The organism is Gordonia sp. ABKF26, assembly GCF_041103195.1.
Lineage (GTDB): Bacteria > Actinomycetota > Actinomycetes > Mycobacteriales > Mycobacteriaceae > Gordonia > Gordonia terrae.
The window spans coordinates 3,363,229-3,385,807 of record NZ_JBGCVZ010000003.1; the positions used below are offsets into that span (position 1 = coordinate 3,363,229).

The 22,579-nt window shown below is 68.4% G+C and carries 19 protein-coding genes; 10 read left to right on the plus strand and 9 right to left on the minus strand.

The genetic code is table 11. The features are described 5' to 3' along the window. Positions 1 to 141: 141 nt before the first annotated feature. A complete protein-coding gene (locus AB4Z55_RS15545; protein ID WP_033203537.1) occupies positions 142 to 1,653 on the minus strand; it encodes an NlpC/P60 family protein in 1,512 nt (503 codons plus the stop codon). Between the two features lie 373 nt (positions 1,654 to 2,026). After that, the gene (locus tag AB4Z55_RS15550) at positions 2,027 to 2,638 is read right to left on the minus strand and encodes a DUF6676 family protein (RefSeq protein ID WP_239398643.1); all 612 of its coding nucleotides are present in this window, start codon (positions 2,636 to 2,638) and stop codon (positions 2,027 to 2,029) included. Between the two features lie 372 nt (positions 2,639 to 3,010). On the opposite strand from AB4Z55_RS15550, the gene AB4Z55_RS15555 reads away from it, so the two are divergent. Both AB4Z55_RS15555 and AB4Z55_RS15560 read left to right on the plus strand, forming a co-directional pair. Next, the gene (locus AB4Z55_RS15555) at positions 3,011 to 5,833 is read left to right on the plus strand and encodes an aconitate hydratase (RefSeq protein ID WP_085944170.1); all 2,823 of its coding nucleotides are present in this window, start codon (positions 3,011 to 3,013) and stop codon (positions 5,831 to 5,833) included. 15 nt (positions 5,834 to 5,848) lie between these two features. Continuing rightward, entirely contained in the window at positions 5,849 to 6,415 is a 567-nt protein-coding gene (locus AB4Z55_RS15560; protein WP_101818848.1) for a TetR/AcrR family transcriptional regulator, read from the plus strand. A gap of 3 nt (positions 6,416 to 6,418) precedes the next feature. Here AB4Z55_RS15560 and AB4Z55_RS15565 read toward each other — a convergent pair whose 3' ends face one another. Next, the gene (locus tag AB4Z55_RS15565; RefSeq protein WP_239398640.1) at positions 6,419 to 7,282 is read right to left on the minus strand and encodes a hypothetical protein; all 864 of its coding nucleotides are present in this window, start codon (positions 7,280 to 7,282) and stop codon (positions 6,419 to 6,421) included. 196 nt (positions 7,283 to 7,478) lie between these two features. Here AB4Z55_RS15565 and AB4Z55_RS15570 point away from each other — a divergent pair, with 196 nt between their 5' ends. The 6 genes from AB4Z55_RS15570 (at position 7,479) to AB4Z55_RS15595 (ending at position 15,366) form a co-directional block, all read left to right on the plus strand. Further along, complete coding sequence (locus AB4Z55_RS15570; RefSeq protein WP_239399254.1) at positions 7,479 to 9,044, plus strand: GMC oxidoreductase; 1,566 nt, start codon at positions 7,479 to 7,481, stop codon at positions 9,042 to 9,044. Positions 9,045 to 9,156: 112 nt separating this feature from the next. Continuing rightward, on the plus strand, positions 9,157 to 10,719 hold the full coding sequence (locus tag AB4Z55_RS15575) for an acyl-CoA synthetase (RefSeq protein WP_354559530.1): 1,563 nt from the start codon (positions 9,157 to 9,159) through the stop codon (positions 10,717 to 10,719). A gap of 219 nt (positions 10,720 to 10,938) precedes the next feature. Continuing rightward, positions 10,939 to 12,621, plus strand: a complete 1,683-nt coding sequence (locus tag AB4Z55_RS15580) for a thiamine pyrophosphate-binding protein (RefSeq protein ID WP_354559531.1) — start codon at positions 10,939 to 10,941, stop codon at positions 12,619 to 12,621. Continuing rightward, positions 12,618 to 13,283, plus strand: coding sequence for an SRPBCC family protein (locus tag AB4Z55_RS15585; RefSeq protein ID WP_354559532.1), 666 nt, complete (start codon positions 12,618 to 12,620; stop codon positions 13,281 to 13,283). The genes AB4Z55_RS15580 and AB4Z55_RS15585 overlap by 4 nt, the downstream gene beginning before the upstream one ends. Next, the gene (locus AB4Z55_RS15590; RefSeq protein ID WP_064570809.1) at positions 13,280 to 14,311 is read left to right on the plus strand and encodes a 3-oxoacyl-ACP synthase III family protein; all 1,032 of its coding nucleotides are present in this window, start codon (positions 13,280 to 13,282) and stop codon (positions 14,309 to 14,311) included. The genes AB4Z55_RS15585 and AB4Z55_RS15590 overlap by 4 nt, the downstream gene beginning before the upstream one ends. Next, complete coding sequence (locus tag AB4Z55_RS15595; protein WP_354559534.1) at positions 14,308 to 15,366, plus strand: aminotransferase class I/II-fold pyridoxal phosphate-dependent enzyme; 1,059 nt, start codon at positions 14,308 to 14,310, stop codon at positions 15,364 to 15,366. The genes AB4Z55_RS15590 and AB4Z55_RS15595 overlap by 4 nt, the downstream gene beginning before the upstream one ends. Here AB4Z55_RS15595 and AB4Z55_RS15600 read toward each other — a convergent pair. Next, on the minus strand, positions 15,350 to 16,978 hold the full coding sequence (locus AB4Z55_RS15600; protein WP_033203399.1) for an ABC-F family ATP-binding cassette domain-containing protein: 1,629 nt from the start codon (positions 16,976 to 16,978) through the stop codon (positions 15,350 to 15,352). The genes AB4Z55_RS15595 and AB4Z55_RS15600 overlap by 17 nt on opposite strands. Before the next feature lie 100 nt (positions 16,979 to 17,078). Here AB4Z55_RS15600 and AB4Z55_RS15605 point away from each other — a divergent pair, with 100 nt between their 5' ends. Then, the gene (locus AB4Z55_RS15605; RefSeq protein ID WP_004021937.1) at positions 17,079 to 17,891 is read left to right on the plus strand and encodes an SDR family oxidoreductase; all 813 of its coding nucleotides are present in this window, start codon (positions 17,079 to 17,081) and stop codon (positions 17,889 to 17,891) included. A 57-nt stretch (positions 17,892 to 17,948) separates the two neighbouring features. Further along, complete coding sequence (locus tag AB4Z55_RS15610; protein WP_354559536.1) at positions 17,949 to 19,076, plus strand: lycopene cyclase family protein; 1,128 nt, start codon at positions 17,949 to 17,951, stop codon at positions 19,074 to 19,076. Here the strand turns inward: AB4Z55_RS15610 and AB4Z55_RS15615 are convergent, their stop codons facing one another. From AB4Z55_RS15615 to sufC, 5 genes are all read right to left on the minus strand, one after another. After that, positions 19,077 to 19,469, minus strand: a complete 393-nt coding sequence (locus AB4Z55_RS15615) for a DUF1992 domain-containing protein (RefSeq protein ID WP_004021939.1) — start codon at positions 19,467 to 19,469, stop codon at positions 19,077 to 19,079. It abuts the gene before it with no gap. Positions 19,470 to 19,570: 101 nt separating this feature from the next. Then, the gene (locus tag AB4Z55_RS15620; RefSeq protein ID WP_101818846.1) at positions 19,571 to 19,963 is read right to left on the minus strand and encodes a metal-sulfur cluster assembly factor; all 393 of its coding nucleotides are present in this window, start codon (positions 19,961 to 19,963) and stop codon (positions 19,571 to 19,573) included. Beyond that, positions 19,960 to 20,427 carry a Fe-S cluster assembly sulfur transfer protein SufU gene (gene sufU, locus AB4Z55_RS15625; RefSeq protein ID WP_004021941.1) on the minus strand — a complete coding sequence of 156 codons (468 nt, stop codon included), beginning with the start codon at positions 20,425 to 20,427 and terminating at the stop codon, positions 19,960 to 19,962. The genes AB4Z55_RS15620 and sufU overlap by 4 nt, the downstream gene beginning before the upstream one ends. 3 nt (positions 20,428 to 20,430) lie before the next feature. Beyond that, a complete protein-coding gene (locus AB4Z55_RS15630) occupies positions 20,431 to 21,720 on the minus strand; it encodes a cysteine desulfurase (protein WP_369520051.1) in 1,290 nt (429 codons plus the stop codon). Between the two features lie 44 nt (positions 21,721 to 21,764). Next, positions 21,765 to 22,538 carry a Fe-S cluster assembly ATPase SufC gene (sufC, locus tag AB4Z55_RS15635; protein WP_239398630.1) on the minus strand — a complete coding sequence of 258 codons (774 nt, stop codon included), beginning with the start codon at positions 22,536 to 22,538 and terminating at the stop codon, positions 21,765 to 21,767. Positions 22,539 to 22,579 lie beyond the last annotated feature (41 nt).

Sequence of the window (22,579 nt, forward strand, 5' to 3'; positions counted from 1 at the left end):
GCCCTGGGTGCGGCCGCGATCGCGCAGCGCGCAGGCGTCGACCCCGCGTGTCTGTGCCAGCCTAGCCGTGCGAACTGAAAAGGTGCCAAGAAGACTCGGCGGTTGTCGGTCGTTCACGACCCCCGCCCGGACCGCCGGCCGTCAGAGCAGACGCACCACGTTCGGCATCGCGCCGTCGGTGCGCAGCGGCGACACCTTGACGACGTCTCCGGACTGCGGCGCCTCGACCATCTTGTTGTCCCCGAGGTAGAGCGCGACGTGCGCACTCGCGTTGGGGCCGTAGAAGATCATGTCGCCGCGGCGCATCTGCGACAGCGGGAACTGCGGTCCCGAGGTGTACTGGTAGCCGGTGTAGTGCGGCAACTCGATACCCACTCCGGCGAACGCGTAGATCATCAGACCCGAGCAGTCGAAGCCGATCTTGTTGTAGTCGCCGTAGCTGTCGGCGACGCCGCCGTCGCGGATGCCCTGCGTGGGCCCGTTGGCGTCGCCGCCGCCCCAGGCGTAGGGCACGTTCAGCTGCGAGAGGGCGCGGTTGACCGCGATCTCCACCGCCTGCGGGCCGCGCAGTCCGGGTCGGACCATCCCACCTCCGCCGCCACCGCCGGAGGAGCTGCCGAACAGGGTGCCGAGGCTTCCGGAACCGAGTCGCGCGCTGAGGGTGTCGCCACCGCTGCTGCCGGTGACATCCGCACCACCGAGTCCGAGCTCATTCAGCAACTCCGACTGCGGCAGCTGCTGCTGACCGACGAGACCCGCGAGGATCGACTGACCGACATCGACCGCGAGGCGTGCGGCGGCCTCGGCCGCGACGGCGAGCGCCTGGTTGTCGGTGACCGGCGTGGCCGGCAGCGCCTTCAGGGCACCCTCGGCCGACGGGTCCTTCGGGAACAGGTTGGACAGCAGATCGCTCGCCGACGGCCCCTCGACCGTCTTCTTCGGGACATAGCCGCGAATGGTGTTGAGACGCTTCTGTACCCGATCGCGCTCACCGATGAGGGTGGCCTTGCGCTTCTGCTGGGTCGTGATGGCGGTCTTGGCCTCGGTCACCGCGGCCATCGCATCGATCTTGCGCTGCTCGGCGCTCTTGGCCGCGAACGACGCCTGTCGACGGGTGGCCTCCACCGCGGCGAGACGGTTGGCCTTCTGGTTGCGTGCGACCTGCAGCCGCCGGATCATCTCCTGCTGCTTCTTGCCGACCTGGTCGATCAGCTTCATGCGGTCGAGCACGGCCTGCGGGTCTTCCGAGGACACGTAGTTCGACATCGAGCCCTGCTCGGGTCCCTGCTGGTAGGCCAGCCGCGCGAACCGGTCGAACTCCTTCTGCGCATCGACGACGGCCTTGCTGGAGCGATCGAGTTCGGTCCGGGCGCCGCGTGCGGCCACCGTGGCGAGGCGTCGCTGGGCGAGGGAGTTCTGGAAATCGGCGATCGACCGGTTCACGTTCTCCTGGCGGGCGGCGAGCGCCTGATCCAGGTCGGCGATGTCCTGGTTGACCGTCGCGATGCGGTTGATCAGACCGGAGATGGGCGACTCGGGCGTCTTCTTGGGTGCCGCGTCGGCGTGACCCGCGCCGAGCGCGCAGATGAGTACGACAGCCAGGGCTGCCGAGACGCGCGCCGGCCACGACGCACCAGTTCTTCCTCGCCTCACCTGGAACTCCTCGCGATTCGTGCGGGGATCTCGCGATCCCCGGCCGGCGATCGTCCGGGTCGTCGAAACCGCGGCGATCACGCACTGCACTTGCGCCACATCGGACCCTGTAGGGGACACAGGCATCACACGTGACATCAGAACCGTACGTCACATCAACCACACGAGAAAACCGCGTTCGTGAATTACAAACGCGTGATTACCTGCGAAAATGCCGTGAACTGGCGAAAGCTCGAGCAGTTGTCGAGGTCTCGAATTGGCAACAGACCGGACGACACGCCGGCCATGGTCCGCAGGGAGGGACGAGACGGGTGTCAGGGGGTCGAGATCGGGCGCCCCGGCTGTCGCGTCGAGCGGCGCCGGAGCCTCGCGACTACCTGCCGGAAGAAGACGACTCGCGGTGGCGCGACGACGGTTCGTCCGATGTCGTGCCGGCGGGCTGCACGGGTCCCAGCGGACCGGCGGCCAGGTTCTTGCGGGTGCGGATCCGACGCAGCCTGGCGAGCACCGCACCGATCGCGACGACGAGGACCAGCAGGACGCCGACGATCGTCCAGTCCACATTCGGACCGGTCATCGTGTCGATCATCTGGCGAGCCGCCCCGGCCGGGTCCGTCAGCGTGAGGCCGTCGGTGGCCTGCTCCTGCACCACGCGGCTGAAATCCGGAGACGAGCTACCGACCGAGTTGGGGCCCAGCACGATGACGGTTCCGCCGACCTGCTCCTGCAACTGGTTCGCGATGTCGCGGTAGAGCGTGAAGCGCGGCTGCACCTGATCGATGACCACGAAGCTCACGTCGTGACCCTTGGAGTGGGCGTACTCGACGACCTCGAGCATCCGGGGCAACTGCTCGGGTGTCGCACCGGCGACACCGTCATCGGCGATGTCCCGGGACAGCTCGCCCATCTCGACCCCGACGAGTCCGGTGAGTTCGTTGTTCTCCGCAGGAGCTGCCAGCACCAACGTCGTCGCCTGCGGACCCATCCGCCACCCCTGTCCTCTCGAGATCACCGGGGTTGCGCAGACGTGGACGGCCGGTATCGCGCCGACGTCGAGTGTCCACTCGCCGAACCCCGCCCTGCACCGTACGACACAATGGAGTCGTCTGGGTACTCCGGTGGCGGCACGTCCGCCCGGCGCGTCCCGGGCACGAGCTTGGTAACAGTACGCTCGTACTGTTAGACTGGACGATGTTGTCGCGGGTGGCCCTCGCGGACATCCGATGGCGCCGGCGCAGCCCGCCGGTGCAGAACGTCAGACGGCGCACACACCGACGGAACGGGAGCGACGCCCGCCCGCCGGTCACGCCCGACCGCAAGTGGATCATCGAGTATCGCCGGCGCAGCCCGCCGGTACATGAGGAGAGTGGATTTAGACGTGAGTATCAATTCCTTCGACGCCCGCGGCACGCTGGACGTCGGCGACAACAGCTACGAGATCTACCGTCTGAACGCGGTCGAGGGCACCGGCAAACTCCCCTACTCGCTGAAGGTCCTGGCGGAGAACCTGCTGCGCACCGAAGACGGCGCCAACATCACGAAGGAACACATCGAGGCGATCGCGAACTGGGATCCGAACGCGGACCCCAGCATCGAGATCCAGTTCACCCCCGCGCGCGTGATCATGCAGGACTTCACCGGCGTGCCCTGCATCGTCGACCTCACCACGATGCGTGACGCGGTCAAGGAACTCGGCGGCGACCCGGACAAGGTGAACCCCCTCGCGCCCGCCGAGATGGTCATCGACCACTCGGTCATCATCGAGGCCTTCGGCAACGCGCAGGCCTTCGAGCGCAACGTCGAGATCGAGTACCAGCGCAACGAAGAGCGCTACAAGTTCCTCCGCTGGGGCCAGGGCGCCTTCGACGACTTCCGCGTCGTGCCGCCGGGCACCGGCATCGTCCACCAGGTCAACATCGAGCACCTCGCGCGCTCGATCATGGTCCGCGATGGCGTGGCCTACCCCGACACCTGTATCGGCACCGACTCGCACACCACCATGGAGAACGGTCTCGGCGTCCTGGGCTGGGGCGTCGGCGGCATCGAGGCCGAGGCCGCGATGCTCGGCCAGCCGGTCTCGATGCTGATCCCGCGTGTCGTCGGCTTCAAGCTGACCGGCTCGGCCAAGCCCGGCGTGACCGCCACCGACGTGGTCCTCACCATCACCGAGATGCTCCGCAAGCACGGCGTCGTCGGCAAGTTCGTCGAGTTCTACGGCAACGGCGTCGGCGAGGTCCCGCTGGCCAACCGCGCCACCATCGGCAACATGAGCCCCGAGTTCGGTTCCACCTGTGCGATGTTCCCCATCGACGAGGAGACCGTGAAGTACCTGCGGCTCACCGGCCGCAGCGAGGAGACGCTCGCGCTCGTCGAGGCGTACGCCAAGGAACAGGGCATGTGGCTGGAGAAGGACGCCGAGGAGGCCGTCTACTCCGAGTACCTCGAACTCGATCTCGCCGACGTCGTGCCCTCGATCGCCGGCCCGAAGCGCCCGCAGGACCGGATCGAGCTGTGGGACGCCAAGAACGCGTTCCGCAAGGACATCCACAACTACGTCGAGAACGGCAACTCCGCCCCGCAGACGAAGCTCGACGAGGCCGTCGAGGAGACCTTCCCGGCGTCCGATCCCGCGACGCTGTCCTTCGCCGACGACGACGCCGAGCCACTGCACTCGGCCGCCAACGGCGCCGAGGGTCGGCCGACCAACCCGGTCCGGGTCGACTCCGAGGAGCGCGGCTCGATGATCCTCGACCACGGCATCGTGACCATCGCGTCGATCACCAGCTGCACCAACACGTCCAACCCGTCGGTCATGCTCGGTGCGGCGCTGCTCGCCAAGAAGGCCGTCGAGAAGGGCCTGAGCTCCAAGCCGTGGGTCAAGACCTCGATGGCACCCGGTTCGCAGGTCGTCACCGGCTACTACGACAAGTCCGGCCTGTGGCCGTACCTGGAGAAGCTCGGCTTCTACCTCGTCGGCTACGGCTGCACCACCTGCATCGGCAACTCGGGCCCGCTGCCGGAGGAGATCTCCAAGGCGATCAACGACAACGACCTGACCGCCACCGCGGTGCTCTCGGGCAACCGCAACTTCGAGGGTCGCATCAACCCCGACGTGAAGATGAACTACCTCGCGTCGCCGCCGCTGGTCATCGCCTATGCACTGGCCGGAACGATGGACTTCGACTTCGAGACCGACGCCCTCGGCCAGGACACCGACGGCAACGACGTGTTCCTCAAGGACATCTGGCCGTCCAACGAGGAGATCGAGGCGACCATCGCCTCGTCGATCTCGCCGGAGCAGTACGCCTCGGATTACGCCGACGTCTTCAAGGGCGACGAGCGCTGGCAGAACCTGCCGACCCCGTCGGGCAAGACCTTCGAGTGGGACGACGAGTCCACCTACGTGCGCAAGCCTCCGTACTTCGAGGGCATGCAGCGTGAGCCGTCGCCGGTCTCCGACATCAAGGGCGCACGCGTGCTCGCGAAGCTCGGCGACTCGGTGACCACCGACCACATCTCCCCCGCGTCGACGATCAAGCCCGGCACCCCCGCCGCGCAGTACCTCGACGCGAACGGTGTGGCCCGCAAGGACTACAACTCGCTGGGCGCCCGCCGCGGCAACCACGAGGTGATGATCCGGTCGACCTTCGGCAACATCCGTCTGCAGAACCAGCTGCTCGACGGTGTCACCGGCGGCTACACCCGCGACTTCACCCAGGAGGGTGCACCGCAGTCGTTCATCTACGACGCCGCGCAGAACTACGCCGAGCAGAACATCCCGCTCGTCGTGCTCGGCGGCAAGGAGTACGGCACCGGGTCGTCGCGTGACTGGGCCGCCAAGGGCACCAGCCTGCTCGGCGTCAAGGCCGTCATCACCGAGAGCTTCGAGCGCATCCACCGCTCGAACCTGATCGGCATGGGCGTGATCCCGCTGCAGTTCCCCGAGGGTGAGTCGCACAAGTCGCTGGGCCTCGACGGCACGGAGACCTTCGACATCGCCGGGATCGAGGAGCTGAACAACGGCACCACGCCGTCGACCGTGCACGTCACCGCCACCAAGGAGGACGGTTCGACGGTGGAGTTCGATGCGAAGGTCCGCATCGACACCCCCGGCGAAGCCGACTACTACCGCAACGGAGGCATCCTGCAGTACGTGCTGCGCAACATGATCAAGAGCTGACAGGAGGCACTCGACGTGCCCAAGGTCAGCGATGACCGGCTTGCCGCGCGTCGTCGGGAGATTCTCGACGGCGCGCGGCATTGCTTCGCGGAGTACGGATACGACGGCGCCACCGTCAAGCGCATCGAGGAGTCCACGGGCCTGTCCCGCGGAGCGATCTTCCACCACTATCGGGACAAGGAAGCGCTGTTCCTCGCGCTTGCCCGGGAAGATGCCGAGCGCATGGCCGATGTGGCTGCCGAACAGGGTCTGGTGCAGGTGATGCGCGACATGCTCACCCGGCCGCAGGATTTCGACTGGCTCGGCACCCGGTTGGAGATCGCCCGAAAACTACGGACGGACAACGGTTTCCGGGCGGAGTGGGTGTCGTACTCGGCCGAGGTCGAGCAGGCGACCCTGAGTCGGCTGGAACGGGGCCGCCAGGCGGGACGCCTGCGCGACGACGTGCCGACAGACGTCCTGCTGAACTATCTCGACCTCGTCCTCGACGGCCTGATCACCCGGTTGGCCACCGGCCAGCCCACCGACGACCTGCACGCGGTGCTCGACCTGGTCGAGGCGTCGGTGCGCGCTCACGAGTGACGCTCACCGCGCATTCAGGATGGTGACGACCTCACTGATGGAACGGTTCGCCGACAACCGGTAGGCCCGGACCGCCTCGTCGCCCGTCAGCTGGACGACGGGATCGCCTCTCGTCGTCCAGCGCTCCGTTCCAGCGACCCCCGACCCCATCGGCCACAGCTCCGGCGCCGGCATCCGGGAGGCGTCGATGACCGGGGCCAGTCCCCGTGCCTGCCTCGCCCGCTGTCCGGCGACGGCAACCAACCAGCACTCGGCGACCGCAACGGGCCGGATCGATGACATGACCCCATGCGTGCCGTCGAAGGTCATGGTCATGGTGTCGGCGCGCTGTACCCGTATGGGCGATCCGAACAGCGTGAAGCGTGCCAGCCGGTCGTTGTGCAGATCGAACTCCGCGCCGAACCCACGCAACGCCGCGGTGCAGTCGTCGGTCAGATACCGAGCCGACGAGTCGCTCTCCCGGCGACGCTCTTCCTCCTCACGTCGCCGGTCGCCGATGGGGCGGTACTCCCGTTCCAATGCGGGCCGGTTCGCGGCCGTACCGTCGGCGAGCCGCCGATGCAGCCACGCCGGGTCGATCTGCAGGAAGTACCGGTAGTGGATCCGTCGCGGCCCGTCCGAGGCGGACACCGGAGCGTCCTCGACGAGCATCTGCACGCCGTGGTCCACCGACCAGACGGCGGCGACCCGGCCGTCGACGTCGGCCACCCAGGACCACCCCCGGGCACGGATCTCGGGCGCCGCCGACTCGAGCACGACACTCAGCGCCGTACCCGGTTGCACCGCGAGCGAATACCCGTGTGGCGAGACATCATCCCCCATCGACACACTGTCGCGGTCCACCCCGATCACCAGCGAAGCCGTCACGCCCGGAGCCTATCGTCCGGGCGCGCCCACCGGCTCGTCGAGACATCCCGTGACGTCATGGGAAAGAACCGGCCCGAACGGTGATCCATCCCACATTCTCACCTACGTTGAGGAGTTCCTAACCTTACTTAGCTCACGCTAAGGTGCCCAGGTGAACCACGACATCTCCGGTCCGGCCGTCTCTCGCCGGACCCTCATGCGCTCGGCGGCCGGCGCCGGAGCACTCGTCGCGCTCGGCGCGACTGTCACTCCGGCGCAGGCGGCGCCGGGGCAGACCGCGATCGTCATCGGCACCGGCTTCGGCGGCGCGGTGGCCGCCCGCCGGCTCGGCGAGGCCGGTTATCGCACAACAGTTTTCGAGCGTGGCCGCCGCTGGCCGATTCGGCCGGACGGCAACACCTTCGCCACGACCACCAATCCCGACAAGCGCGCGGCGTGGTTCGGCAGCCCGGCCGGCGCGAGTGCGGCGAGTGGACTGCCGGTCGAGCCCTACCCCGGTGTCCTCGACCATGTGATGGGCAACGGTGTCGAGGCCGTGTACGGCGCGGGCGTCGGCGGCGGATCCCTCGTGTTCGGTTCTTTCACTCCCGTCCCCCGCCGCCAGGACTTCGACCACATCTTCCCGGCGGCCGCCGACTACGCGCAGCTCGCCCAGACCTACTTTCCGCGCGCCAAGGCCGGGCTCGGCGTCTCGCCGCTGCCCGCGGACATCCTCGCGCACCCGAAGTACGTCGGCGCGCGGTCGTGGCTGAAGGTCATCGAGCGCTACGGAGCGTCCCCACACTTCTTCGACTTCGCGATCGACTGGGACATCGTCCGCGACGAACTGGCCGGCCGGGCAACCCCGTCGGTCACCGCGGGCGAACTGAGCTACGGCGTCAACAGCGGCGCCAAGAAGTCGCTCGACCGCAGCTATCTCCTCGCCGCCGAACGGACCGGCAACGTGTCCGTCATGCCGATGCACGAGGTCTTCGACATCCGGCCCCGGTCACGGCGCGCCGGATTCGTCGTCACCGCACGGGTTCTCGACGAGCAGGGACGCTCGGTGCGTACCGTCACCGCCGAGGCCGATCACCTCTTCATGGCCGCGGGGTCGTTCCACACCACTCGCTTGCTCGTCCAGGCGCGCGCCCAGGGGCGCCTCCCGCGGTTGTCGCCGCGCATCGGTGACGGCTTCGGCGTCAACGGCGACTTCCTCACCATCCGCGCGAACCCGCGTGAGGACTTCGGCGCCGTCCAGGGCGGACCGGGTTATGCCCGGATCTATGAGGACAACCTGCCCGGTGGGCCGGTCTCGATGGTCTACCAGGCCACCCCGCTGCCCGCGCCGCTCGGCAAGGCGGCGACCACCCACCTCGTCCAGGCCCACACCGACGAGCGGGGCACGATCGACTACGACCATCGCACGCGTCGGGCGCAGTTGAACTACCCCCACCCGGCCGACCGCAACGACCTCGACCGTCGCAGCAACGCATTCATCAGGCGGTTCCACGAACGCACCGAGGGCCGGTTCGGGTTCGGCGCGAACGGTACCCATGTGTCGTCGCGGGCGCTCGGATTCGGTTCCGCGAGCACCTATCACGGACTCGGCGGCGTGGTGATGGGTGCCGCTGCCGACATGGACGGCGGCGTGCGCGGCTACGACAACCTGTGGGTCGTCGACGGCTCCTTCGTCCCGGGCGCCGTGGGCCTGGTGAACCCCGCGCTCACCATCACCGCTCTCGCGGAACGCACCATGGACAGGTTTCTCGCGACGCGGTGAGGGTCTGAGAAATCGGACACGACGCTAGGGTAATGTGACTCGCACCACCCCGAACGATCGTTAGATACGGCCGTTCGGGGTGTCCATCCCTTCGTCACGAGGAGCGCCTCCCTTGTTTCCTGGAGTCTTCGCGAAATCCACTCCCGACAAGCCGGCCGTCGTCCGTGCCGCGACCGGTGAGGGACTGACGTACCGGCAGCTGGACGAGAACTCGACCCGCCTCGCCAACTACCTCGAGTCCCTCGGCCTTCGCCGCGGCGACAGCATCGCAGTGGTCTCGGCCAACGACTTCCACGTGTTCGAGGTCTACTGGGCGGCCCTGCGCAGCGGCCTGTACGTGACCGCCGTGAACCACCACCTCACCGCAGCCGAGACCAACTACATCCTCGCCGACTGCAATGCCCAGGTCCTGTTCGCCGGCGCATCGGTCGTCGATGCCGTGTCGGCGTCCGGCGAGATCGAGGCACTGGCGGGCCCGGGACGGCGCGTCGTCTGGGGCGGCGACATCGACGGCTTCGACAGCTTCGACGAGGTACTGGCCAATGCCTCATCCGAAACCCGTACCGATCAACCGCGCGGCACCGACATGCTCTATTCCTCGGGTACCACCGGCCGCCCGAAGGGCATCAAGACACCGATGCCCGAAGGACAGGTCGACGAGGTCCCCGACGCCTACACCGCGATCTTCGCGCCGATGTACGGCTACGACGACACCGCCGTCTACCTCTCCCCCGCACCGCTGTATCACGCTGCGCCACTGCGCTATTGCGGCATGACGAATTCCGTCGGCGGCACGGTCGTGATGATGGATCGTTTCGATCCGGAAGCAGCCCTCGCGGCCATCGAGAAGTACAAGGTGACCCACAGCCAGTGGGTCCCCACCATGTTCATCCGGATGCTCAAGCTCCCGGCGGACGTCCGCACCAAGTACGACGTCAGCAGCCTGAAGGTCGCCGTCCACGCGGCCGCGCCGTGTCCGGTCGAGGTCAAGCGCGCGATGATCGAGTGGTGGGGCCCGGTGATCCACGAGTACTACGCGTCGACCGAGGCCGCGGGGGCCACGTTCATCGGCCCCCAGGAGGCGCTGGACCATCCCGGTTCGGTGGGCAAGCCACTGCTCGGCGTCGTCCACATCTGCGACGAGGACGGCAAGGAACTCCCGACCGGCGAGGTCGGGCAGGTGTTCTTCGAACGCGAGGACGTGGCCTTCCAGTACCACAACGATCCGGACAAGACCCGCAAGGCCCAGCATCCCGAACACGAGAACTGGTCCACCACAGGCGATGTCGGGTACGTCGACGCGGAGGGTTACCTGTACCTGACCGACCGCAAGGCGTTCATGATCATTTCCGGCGGCGTCAACATCTATCCGCAGGAGGCCGAGAACGTCCTCATCAATCACCCCGCGGTGTTCGATGTCGCGGTGATCGGCGTCCCCGACGCCGACCTCGGCGAGGTGGCGAAGGCATGTGTCCAGCTCGCGGACGGTCACGAACCCACCGATCAGCTCGCCGAGGAGCTGATCTCGTTCACCACCGACAGCATCGCGGCGTACAAGGCGCCCCGATCGGTCGACTTCGTCGACGAGCTGCCGCGCACGCCCACCGGCAAGCTCGTGAAGGGCGACCTGCGCAAGCGGTACTGGCCGGAGACACCAAGCCCCTCAGCTGGTTGAGCCGCCCCACCGCTGGTCGAGCCGACACCGAGCGGAGCGAGGAGCCGAGTCGAAGCCACCTGGTGACCCGACCACTCGTCCAGACCATACCCCCTGCCGTCGGACATTAGCTTACGCTAAGCTAACTCGAACTGAGTTGTCCGTGTGAGTCGGACTCCGGCGAATCGACCGGTGCCGCACGATGTTCGGGGCTGGGAGTGCAGGGTTGTGGACACACGCGTGGGGCACTCACCCGCACCGGTCGGCCGCGCAACGGTGGCCGACCGGGTCGCCGGGCGACTCGTCGACGCCGGTGTGCGGACCGCATTCGGCGTTCACGGCGCCAACATCGAAGACGTCTTCGACGCGGCCCTTCGGCATCCTCGATTGCGCCCGGTCATCGCCAAGCACGAGTTCGGGGCCGGCGCGATGGCCGACGGGCACATGCGGCTCACCGGTGAGCCGACCGCGGTCCTGACGACGTCGGGCGGCGGGGCGCTGAATGTCGTACCGGCGCTGGGCGAGGCCTACGACAGCCGCGTCCCGGTGATCGCCCTGATCGGTTCGGCGCCGACCCCCTCGGTGGGACGCGGCGGTTTCCAGGACATGCTCGATCCGCCCGACACCGTGGATCTGCGCGCGGTCTTGTCCGGTGTGACCGGCTTCTGCGAACTCGTCGACGAGCCGTCTGGTCTCGACCTGGTCCTCGACGCTGCGTTCGCCACCATGGCGCGCGGTCTGCCGGCCGCGGTGATCGTGCCGAAGGACGTCCAGTGCTCGCCCTGGACGGGTGCAGATGCGAACGCAGACCGGCCGAAAGACACCGGCACGGTGCCCGCGGCCGTGGTCGACGGACTCGCCGGCCGGCTCGCGGACGTCGTGCGCGACGGCGGGACCGTGTGCATCTGGGCCGGCGAGGAGGCGTCCCGTCTCGAGATGTCGGTTGCGGTGGACGATCTCGCTCACCTTCTCGGCGCCGCGGTCGTGGTGTCCCCCGGTGGGCGCGACGTCGGGCGCTCCACATGTTCCGGGGTCACCGGGGTGATGGGACACCCGTCGGCGCACCGCGCCGTGCGGGATGCGCAGTTGCTCCTGGTGCTCGGCTGCCGGATGTCGATGACGGATCGCGCGGGCCTCGACGACGCGCTCGCCACGATCCCGATCGTCCATCTCGGCAGCGCGCCGCCGCGCACACCCGCTGCCGCCGAACACATCCGAACCCCGCACCTCGCCGACACCGTCGACGCGCTCCGCAACTCGCTCGCCGACCGAGTCGGCCACCGCCGGTCGCCGCGGGCCCATCCGATCGACCATCTGCCCGTGGACCCGCCGTCGAGGGCCGTCGGGATGCGCGAGGTTCTTAACACCATCGGCGACGCCCTCCCCGAGCGAAGCGCGGTGTTCGCCGACGCCGGGAACACCGGTGCGGCGGCGATCCATCACCTCCCATTCCGCGACGGGCGGTTCGTCGTCGCTCTGGGCATGGGCGGGATGGGATGGGCCATCGCAGCGGGGATCGGCTCCGCGATCGCCCTAGCCCCCGATGCCGACGGCCGGGTCGTCGTCATCGCCGGCGACGGCTCGTTCCTCATGCACGGCATGGAGATCCACACCGCGATCGAACACGATGCGCCGGTCACCCTCATCGTGCTCAACAACGACGCACACGGCATGTGCGTCACGCGGGAGGCGCGCTTCTTTCCCGACGCGCCGAGCGTCAACCGGTTCCGCCACACCGACATCGCGGGTGGGCTGGCCGCGATGTTCGCCGGTCTGCCGGTGCGCTCCGCTCCCGACCTGGAGTCCCTGCGTTCGGCGTGCGACGAGCTGTTGGCACGTCCCGGACCCAACTGCATCGTCGTGGATGTCGATCCCGACGAGACACCCCCGTTCGCCCCATTGATCGCGAGAGGTACCCCATGACCACGCACTCCCCGGCCCTGTCCGACCTCGGGGACACCGCGGCCACGCTCGACGGCGTGGTCCGGGTGGAGACCCACCCCCGGTCCGCCAACACGGCACTCGTCGTCGACAAGGTCCGCTCGGTGTATCCCCATCACCAGGTGTTCGGCGACTTCTGCCCCGTGCAGGGTTACGTCGACGCACCCCCGCGCGAACTGTACGAATGGCTGGCCGACACCCGCTCACTCGAGGAATGGACCTACAGCACACGAGGTTTCGAGCCGGCCGGGGAGCCGAACCTCTGGGTCGGATACGACCGACTGAACGAGGACACCAAGATCTATGTCCGGACTGTGGCCAACGCCGAGTCCATGACCGTCGACTACCACTGCGCCTGGGACCAGGGAGAGCACCTCTGGATGATCTATCTGATGCGGGTCGTCGACGCGCAGCTCGTCCTGAACCGCCCCGGTTCGGTGGTCCTGTGGAACAACTGCCACCACCCGTTCTACGACGAGAACCCCTACCCCGACACCGCACCGGCCGGTCGCGAGGAGTGGGTCGGCGACCTGTGGGACATGTTCGGTGCCGGACACCAGATCGAACTCGACAACCTCACGGCCATCGCCGAACACCGCCATCGCCACGGCCTTCCGCTGACCCCCGAATGGATGCGCTCATGACCGCCGCCCCCGCCCCGTCGATCTCCCTCGCCGATCTCGCCACCTACCGGCCGGCCGCGCGGGTCCCTGCGGAGTTCTTCGCGCAGTACGCCGAGGACGACGAACTCGCCGACAACGTGATGTTCCGGGCACCGGCCTTCCGGCATCATGCGGCCGACGATGAGACCTCCGCGGACATGATCGTCGCCGCCGCACGCCGTCTGCTCGATCGGCACGGCGACACCTATCTCGACGACGTGGACGTCGTCCTCACCCACAGTCAGCTGCCGGAGGTCCCCGTCCGCGGGTGTGTGGGCGAGGTCGCCCATCGACTCGGACTCGCGCCGCGGACCGTACTCGACGTGCACAACGGCGGCTGTGCCGCATTCGTCCACCTGATCGAGATCGCCGGCGCACTGCTGCGCGCGGGCGGAGGTCGCAAGGCCCTGATCGGGTTGGCGCAGAACAGCGCCGGACAGATCTTCACCCAGGAGCAGGTCCGGGTGAAGGCCCAGGCCGCGATCCCCGGCGACGGGGCGGCGGTCGCGACCCTGACGCTCGGCGACTCCGGGAACCCGGTGCTGGGCACCGAGTCGCGGTCCTTCGGCCAGTTCTCGGCGGACATGACCGCCGTCGCGCAACCGGAGCGCAAGTACTGGGAGGCGGGTCCGGGACAGATCCACGTCGGCTTCACCGAGGCGAAGATCGCCAAGGTCCTGGCCCGCGGGAACCGGATGGTTCCGGAAGTGGCTGCGGCACTGGCCGACCGAATCGGCGTGCGACCCGCCGACCTGGATGTGCTCGTCACGAATCAGCCCAACCGGATCTTCCTGCGCAACTGGCGCGAGGCCCTCGAGCTGCCCGAGTCGCGGCATCCCGACACCTTCGACGAGTGCGGGAACCTGTTCGCGGTCGGAATCCCGATGACCTTGGACGCGGCTGTCGACGACGGACGGGTCCGTCCCGGAGATGTCGTGATGATGTCGGCGTTCGCCCACGCCGGCGACTTCGCCGCGGCCGGTGCGATCCGGTGGAGCGGACGTTCGTGACCGTCCTCCTCCCCGGCCCGGCGGGTGCACGCGTCGACGACTCGATCACGCACTCGACGGATACCGTGTGGTGCGACCGGAACGAGTCGGCGTACCCACCCCTACCCGCGGTCGTGTCCGCGCTCCGCCGTCACACGACCGCAGCGCACCACTACCCGTCGTTCCGTCCCGACCATCTGCGCAGGGCCATCGCCGAGCACACCGGGTCGGACATCGACCACATCACCGTCGGCGCCGGTGCGACCGCCGTACTCGCGGCGATCCTGCACGACTCGGCGACGCGACGCCGGACGGCGGGCCACTTCGTCCCTCCGATCGTCACCCCGGCACCGACTTTCGAGGGTTTCGCGCTGCTCGCCGACATGATCGGCCTGGTGCTCGACACGACGCCGCTGCTCGACGACGGGCGTCCCGACCTGGCTGCGCTCGCGGCCGCCGCGGGTCCCGAGACCGCGGCCCTCGTCGTGTGCAGCCCGCACAACCCGACTGGAGCGGTCCTGACCGATGACGAGGTGCGCGCGCTGCTGGCGTGTGTCGATCCGTCCATTCCGGTGGTCCTCGACCAGGCGTATGTCGAGTACTGCCGGGACACGCCCGATGTCCGGATGTTGCTCGACGAGCACCCCAACCTGATCGTCGTCCGGACGTTCTCCAAGGCCCACGGCCTGGCAGGGCTGCGCGTCGGGTACGCGTTCGGGTCGGCGACCTCGGTACGCGGCGCCCGGCGCCTCGAGATCCCGTTCGCGATCACCGCGGCCGCCGAACAGGCCGCCGCGCTGGCGCTCGGCGCGTCCGACGAACTGGCCGGGCGGGTCACGGCGATGCGCCGCGAACGCGACCGACTCGCCGACGCCTTGCGGCGGGCGGGCCATCCCGCGCTGCCGAGCGAGGCGAACTTCCTGTTCGTGCCGGGCGCCGACGGCATCGAGTTCGGCCGGCGGCTACGGGCGGCCGGAGTCGTCGGACGGGAATTCGACGGTCACGGCCACCGACTGACGGTGCCCGACCGGGCCGGTACCGACCGGGTCGTCGAGGCGATCAGGCGAGCTCGATGAGCTCCTGATACTCCTCGCTCCAGTGGTCCTCGGTGCCGTCGGGCAGCAGGATCACGCGCTGAGGATCGAGCGCGGCCGCGGCGCCCGGGTCGTGCGTCACCAGGACGACGGCACCGGTGTAGCTGCGCAAGGCGTCGAGGACCTGTTCACGCGAGATCGGATCGAGGTTGTTGGTCGGCTCGTCGAGGAGCAGCACATTCGCGGCCGACGACACCAGCCCGGCCAGAGTGAGACGGGTCTTCTCACCACCCGACAGCGTGCCGGCCGGCTGATCGAGCTGGGCGCCGCTGAACATGAACGCGCCCAACAGACCTCGGAGATCCTGCTCCCCGGCGTCGGGGGCGGCGTGCCGGATGTTCTCCCACACCGAGGCCTGATCGTCCAGGGTGTCGTGTTCCTGCGCGAAGTAACCGATCTTCAAGCCGAAGCCGGGCTCGATCTGTCCGGTGTCCGGCTTCTCCACTCCGGCAAGCATTCTCAGCAGCGTGGTCTTGCCCGCACCGTTGAGACCGAGGACGACGACCCGGCTGCCCTTGTCGATCGCGAGGTCGACGCCGGTGAAGATCTCCAGCGAGCCATAGCTCTTCGACAGACCGGACGTCATCAGCGGGGTCTTGCCGCAGGTGGCGGGTTCGGGGAACCGGATCCGCGCGGTGCGGTCGGCCACCCGCTCGTCGTCGAGGGCATCGATCATCCGCTCGGCGCGCTTCAGCATGTTCTGCGCGGCCGTCGCCTTGGTGGCCTTGGCACCCAGCTTCGCGGCCTGCGCACGCAGCGCGGACGCCTTCTTCTCGGCATTGGCGCGTTCCCGGCGACGGCGTTGCTCGTCGGTCGCCCGGGCATCCAGGTATCGCTTCCAGCTCATGTTGTAGATGTCGGCCTCACCGCGCACCGCGTCGAGGAACCACACCCGGTTCACCACGTCGGCCAGCAGATCCACATCGTGGCTGATCACGACGAGACCGCCGTCGTGGTTCTGCAGGAAGCTGCGGAGCCAGGCGATCGAATCGGCGTCGAGGTGGTTGGTCGGCTCGTCCAGCAGCAGCGTGGTGTCGGACTTCCCCGAACCGTCCGACGCCGCGAACAGGATCCGCGCGAGTTCGATGCGGCGCCGCTGCCCGCCGGACAATGTCCGAAGCGGCTGGTTCAGCACCCGATCGGGCAGCCCCAGGCTGTTGCAGATCCGCGCCGCCTCGGACTCCGCGACGTACCCGCCGAGCGACGCGAACCGCTCCTCGAGTCGGCCGTAGCGCGCCACGGCCTTGTCACGCAGCTTGTCGTCGGCGGCCTCGGCCATCTGCGCCTGCTGCTTCTCCATGTCGCGCAGGATCTGGTCGAGACCGCGGGCGGAGAGCACCCGATCCTTGGCCAGGACGTCGAGGTCGCCCTCCTTGGGGTCCTGCGGGAGGTAGCCGAGTTCGCCGGACCGGCGGATCGACCCCGCATAGGGTTCGGTCTCGCCGGCCAGGATGCGCAGCGTGGTGGTCTTGCCGGCACCGTTACGGCCCACGAGGCCGATCCGGTCGCCGGGCTGAATGCGTAGGGCGTCGCCGGGCGCCGACAACAGGGTCCGAGCACCCGCTCGCACTTCCAGGTCGGTCGCGGTGATCACGACGGTCGATTCTACCGGTGCCGCGCCACTGGTTTGTCCACGCACGGGCCGGCGCACCGCATGCGCGAGTCGGCCCGCGGTGACATGGTGGCCCGATACGGTGTGGGGCGTGACGCACTCCACAACGATTCCGCAGAATTTTCCGCAGACCTCCGACCTGACCGGCCGCTCCGCACTGGTCACCGGTGCCAGTCGCGGCATCGGCGAGGCGATCGCGACCGAGCTGGCCCGACGTGGGGCGTCGGTCGTCATCACGAGCCGCAAGGCCGAGCCCCTCGAGGAGGCCGCCGGCCGGATTCGGGAGTCGGTGCCCGGCGCGACGGTCTCCGCGTGCGCGGGAAACACCGGCGACGCCGACGATCGGGCGGCCGCGGTGGCCGCCGCCGTCGCCCAGGGCGGCGGCATCCACATCCTCGTCAACAACACCGGCATCGCACCGCTGGCCGGCCCCCTGATGGATGCCGACCTGTCTGCCTACCGCAAGACGTTCGACACCAATGTGGTCGCCGCGCTGGGATTCGTCCAGGAGGCCTACCGGGCGGGCATGAAGGACACCGGTGGTTCGGTCGTCAACATCTCGTCCGTCGCGGGCCTGCGGTCGACCGGCGTCATCGCGGCGTACGGAACATCGAAGGCGGCGCTGATCCGGCTCACCGCCGAACTCGCCTGGGAACTCGGGCCGAACATCCGGGTCAACGCGATCGCCCCCTCGATCGTGCGGACCAAGTTCGCATCGGTGTTCACCGAAGGTGACAACGAGGCGCGTGCGGCGGCCTCGTACCCCATGAAGCGGATCGGCGAGCCCGAGGACGTGGCCCGCGCGGTCGCCTTCCTGGCGAGCGACGAGTCGGCGTGGATCACCGGCGAGACCCTCGCCGTCGACGGCGGCATGTTGGCGACCGGCGGTTCATGACATCGTCGTCCGACGCCACACCCCGTCCGGATCGCCGCCCGTGACGAAGGACGGGGTGTGAATTCCGGAGTCATCGTCGCGGGGGCCGGACCGGCCGGCCGTGCCCTCGCACACCGGCTGGTCGGTGCCGGTGTTGCCGTCACGCTGGTCGACCCGTCTCCCGATCGGGTCTGGCGGTCGACGTTCGCCTGCTGGTCCGACGAGTTGCCCGACTGGATCGATCCGTCCGCGATCGCCGCCCGCACCGAGCGCGTCGGCGTTGCGGGCCGCGACCTCGAGGAGGTCGCCCGCGGGTACACCGTCTTCGACACTTCGGGCCTGCAACGGTCACTGTCCCTGGACGGGGTTGCGACCGTGGCCGCCCGTGTGGTCGAGATCGACGGTGCGCGTGTGCATCTCGACAACGGAACGGTCCTGACCGGGGACGCGGTGGTCGACTCCCGCGGCGCGCTCCCCCACGACGCGCCCCGGCAGACCGCGTACGGGATCGTCGTCGGGGCGCGGACCGCCGAACCGATCCTGGCCGGACACGAGGCGATGTTGATGGATTGGCGGGGCGGCGCCGCGGACCGCCGGTCGCTGCCGTCGTTCCTGTACGTCGTGCCCCTCGGGGGCGGCGAGTACCTCCTCGAGGAGACCTGCCTCGCCGGGTATCCCGCCCTGGGCCTCGACGAACTCGAACGCCGACTCGCCGCCCGTCTGGGCGGGATGCCGACCGAGGTTCTGCGGGTCGAACACGTCGACTTCCCGCTGACCGGTTCGTCGCCACAACCGTGGCGCGACCGCACGTTCCGATTCGGCGCCGCGGGCGGCTTCAAGAACCCGACGACGGGCTACAGCGTCGCAACGTCCCTCATGTGCACCGACGCAGTGGTGGACGCGCTCGCCGCGGGTCGCGACCCCGCCGTCGACCTGTGGCCGTCGTCTGCACGCGCGGTCCACAATCTGCGTCTACGCGGGCTCAGCGCGCTGCTGCGGCTGAGCCCGTCGCAGACCATCGCCTTCTTCGAGGCGTTCTTCGCGATGCCCGTTGCCGCCCAACGCAGTTACCTCAGCGGGCGCGACGACCTCACCGGCACGATGGGCGCGATGACGCGGGTCATCACAGCGGTGGACATGCGCACCCGCGCAGTGGTGGCACGTGGCGCCATGTCGACACCGGCGTGGGCCGGCGACACCGACTGATCAGCTCCGCAACGCCCGCCACCGCCGGATCACGTCGTCGACGTCAACGGTGTGCGCGACGACACTGTGCGGCAGCGCCATCTGACGCGACGCCAGATGTGCTTCGCGCACACGGCGATTGAAGTCGACGAGGATATCGCGGACCGCGTCCTCGTCGGCGATGTCGCGCAGCGATTCCGGGAAGTCCTGCGCCTCCCGGCGCAGTTGCAGCGGCGCCGGGAGCAACGCCGACGAGTCCAGATTCTCGTCGCGGATCTTCCGTTTCACCCACCAGTCGGGGTCGTCGCTGTCGGTGAGATCGAGGGGCTTGCCCGCACCCGGGAGATCGTCGAACTCGCCGCGTTCGGTCGCCTCACGGATCATCCGCTCGACTCGTGATTCGAAGCGTCTCATGCGATCTACTCCTCGCACGGAAGGTGCTGTGGAACCGACGAGCGCCGGACCCGGTCATCGATCGTGACCGAAGCCGGCGCTCGGGGTGCCTGCGGCGTCTACTAGACGGTGAAGCCGAGGGCGCGCAGCTGCTCGCGGCCGTCGTCGGTGATCTTGTCGGGGCCCCACGGCGGCAGCCAGACCCAGTTGATCTCCAGCTCGGTGCACAGTCCGCTGCTCACCAGTGCTCCACGGGACTGGTCCTCGATCACGTCGGTCAGCGGACAGGCCGCCGAGGTGAGGGTCATGTCGATCTTGGCGACCGCGTCCTCGGTCACCTCGATGCCGTAGACCAGGCCGAGATCGACGACGTTGATGCCCAGTTCTGGATCCACGACGTCGCGCATGGCCTCTTCGACGTCCTCGATGGCAGGCAGCGAGGTCGCGGGTGCCGGAGGTGTGCCGGTCACACCGGTGTCGGTCGGGGTGGTGGTCGTCGCTGTGTCGTCACTCATGCTGTCTCCGCTCGTGTCTCGTGACTGTCCATCGTCTGTGCGAGTGCGTCCTTGAACGCCATCCAGCCCAGAAGTGCGCATTTGACGCGTGCCGGGTACTTGCTCACCCCGGCGAAGGCGATCCCGTCGCCGATCACGTCCTCGTCTCCGGCGTCCTTACCGCGCGAGGTCATCATCGAGTTGAACGACTCGACGGTGGCCAGCGCTTCCCCGACCGGCAGGCCGACGATCAGGTCGTGCAGCACCGATGTCGAGGCCTGGGAGATCGAACATCCCTGTCCGTCGTAGGACACGTCGTCGATGCTGGAGCCGTCATCGGACACCGCGACGCGCAACGTCACCTCGTCGCCACAGGTCGGGTTGACGTGATGGACCTCGGCGCCGAACGGCTCGCGGAGTCCGCGGCCGTGCGGGTGTTTGTAGTGATCGAGGATCACTTCCTGGTACATCTGTTCCATCCGCATGGCTCAGACCGTCCCGAAGAACTTCTGCGCCTTGACGATGGCGGCGGCGAGCGCGTCGACCTCGGCGAACGTGTTGTACGCGGCGAACGATGCGCGTGCGGTCGCCGCGACACCGAAGCGCCGGTGCAGCGGCCAGGTGCAGTGGTGACCCACCCGGATGGCCACGCCCTCGTCGTCGAGGATCTGGCCGAGATCATGCGCGTGGATGCCGTCGACGAGGAAGGCCACGGCCCCACCGCGATCCTCCGCGGTCGACGGGCCGACGATGCGCAGACCGTCGATGTCACTCAGCTGGTCCAGCGTTCGTGCGGTGAGCGCGTGCTCATGCGCGGCAACGGCGTCCATGCCGAGATCGGTGAGATACCGCACCGCGGCACCGAGTCCGACGACCTGTGAGGTCATCGGCACGCCGGCCTCGAAACGTTGGGGCGGCGGGGCGTAGGTCGACCCCTCCATCGTCACGGTCTCGATCATCGATCCGCCGGTGATGAACGGCGGCAACGCAGTCAGCAGTTCAGCGCGGCCGTACAGGGCACCGACACCGCTGGGCCCGAACATCTTGTGCCCCGAGAAGGCGGCGAAATCGACGCCGAGAGCACCGAAGTCGACCGACATGTGGGGCACCGACTGGCACGCGTCGAGCACGACCAGCGCCCCCACCGCGCGGGCGCGCGAGACGAGTTCGGCCACATCGGCGACCGCGCCGGTCACATTCGACTGGTGCGTGAAGGCGACGACCTTCACCGACTCGTCGAGGGTCAGCGAGTCCAGGTCGATCCGACCGTCGTCCGTCACGCCGTACCAGCGCAGGGTCGCGCCCGTGCGGCGGCACAGTTCTTGCCACGGAACGAGGTTGGCGTGGTGCTCCAGCTCGGTGATCACGACGGTGTCGCCGGGTCCGAGAGCCGACCCGCCGAGGACGTCTGCCGACCGCGGGTCGCCGAGGGTGTAGGTCACGAGGTTGAGCGCCTCGGTCGCGTTCTTGGTGAACACGAGTTCGTCCGCCGAGGCCCCCACGAACGCCGCGATGACCTCGCGGGCGTCCTCGTAGGCGTCGGTCGCCTCTTCGGCGAGCTGATGCGCACCGCGGTGCACCGCGGCGTTGTGATGCGTGAGGAAATACCGCTCGGCGTCGAGCACCTGGACCGGACGCTGCGAAGTGGCGCCGGAATCCAGGTACACCAACGGTTTCCCGTCGCGAACAGTCCGCGACAGGATCGGGAAGTCGGCCCGCAACGCGGCGACGTCCAGTGCTGCGGGAGCCTTTGACGTTGCCTCGGTCGAGAGTGTCACCTGGTACACCTCCTGTGCTGAGGGACTCGGACCGGTCAGGGAGCTCAGCCGGCCTTGGCGGCCGAGGTGAAGCGCTCGTAGCCCTTCTCCTCGAGCTCGTCGGCGAGCTCGGGACCGGCGGATTCGACGACGCGTCCGTTGACGAAGACGTGCACGAAGTCCGGCTTGATGTAGCGGAGGATGCGCGTGTAGTGCGTGATCAGCAGGATGCCGCCGTTGTCGCGGTCCTTGTAGCGGTTCACGCCCTCGCTGACCACGCGCAGGGCGTCGACGTCGAGACCGGAGTCGGTCTCGTCGAGGATCGCGATGCGCGGCTTGAGCAGGTCGAGCTGCAGGATCTCGTGACGCTTCTTCTCGCCGCCGGAGAAGCCCTCGTTGACGCTGCGCTCGGAGAACGACGGATCGATGTCGAGCGAGGTCATCGCCTCCTTGGTCTCCTTGACCCAGTGGCGCAGCTTCGGCGCCTCGCCGCGCACGGCGGTCGCGGCGGTCCGCAGGAAGTTCGACATCGAGACGCCGGGCACCTCGACGGGGTACTGCATCGCCAGGAACAGGCCGGCGCGAGCGCGCTCATCGACACTCATCTCCAGGACGTCCTCACCGTCGAGGGTGATCGAGCCCGAGGTCACCTCGTATTTGGGGTGGCCGGCGATGGCGTACGACAGCGTCGACTTGCCGGAACCGTTGGGGCCCATGATCGCGTGGGTCTCCCCCGACTTCACGGTCAGGTTGACACCCTTGAGGATGTGGATGGGCTCGGCGTCGGTGTCGGTCTGCGCGACGTCGACGTGCAGATCGCGGATTTCCAGTGTGGTCATAGTCTCAGGATTCTTTCTCCGGGCTGGGGAAGTTCGTGTGG

Excerpts from the sequence above, each read along its gene's own strand:
- AB4Z55_RS15585 (WP_354559532.1), top strand. The coding sequence starts at position 12,618 with ATGACCACGCACTCCCCGGCCCTGTCCGACCTCGGGGACACCGCGGCC.
- AB4Z55_RS15555 (WP_085944170.1), top strand. The coding sequence starts at position 3,011 with ATGAGGAGAGTGGATTTAGACGTGAGTATCAATTCCTTCGACGCCCGC.
- AB4Z55_RS15590 (WP_064570809.1), top strand. The coding sequence starts at position 13,280 with ATGACCGCCGCCCCCGCCCCGTCGATCTCCCTCGCCGATCTCGCCACC.
- sufC (WP_239398630.1), bottom strand. The coding sequence starts at position 22,538 with ATGACCACACTGGAAATCCGCGATCTGCACGTCGACGTCGCGCAGACC.
- sufU (WP_004021941.1), bottom strand. The coding sequence starts at position 20,427 with ATGCGGATGGAACAGATGTACCAGGAAGTGATCCTCGATCACTACAAA.
- AB4Z55_RS15550 (WP_239398643.1), bottom strand. The coding sequence starts at position 2,638 with ATGGGTCCGCAGGCGACGACGTTGGTGCTGGCAGCTCCTGCGGAGAAC.
- AB4Z55_RS15615 (WP_004021939.1), bottom strand. The coding sequence starts at position 19,469 with ATGAGACGCTTCGAATCACGAGTCGAGCGGATGATCCGTGAGGCGACC.
- AB4Z55_RS15620 (WP_101818846.1), bottom strand. The coding sequence starts at position 19,963 with ATGAGTGACGACACAGCGACGACCACCACCCCGACCGACACCGGTGTG.
- AB4Z55_RS15570 (WP_239399254.1), top strand. The coding sequence starts at position 7,479 with ATGCGCTCGGCGGCCGGCGCCGGAGCACTCGTCGCGCTCGGCGCGACT.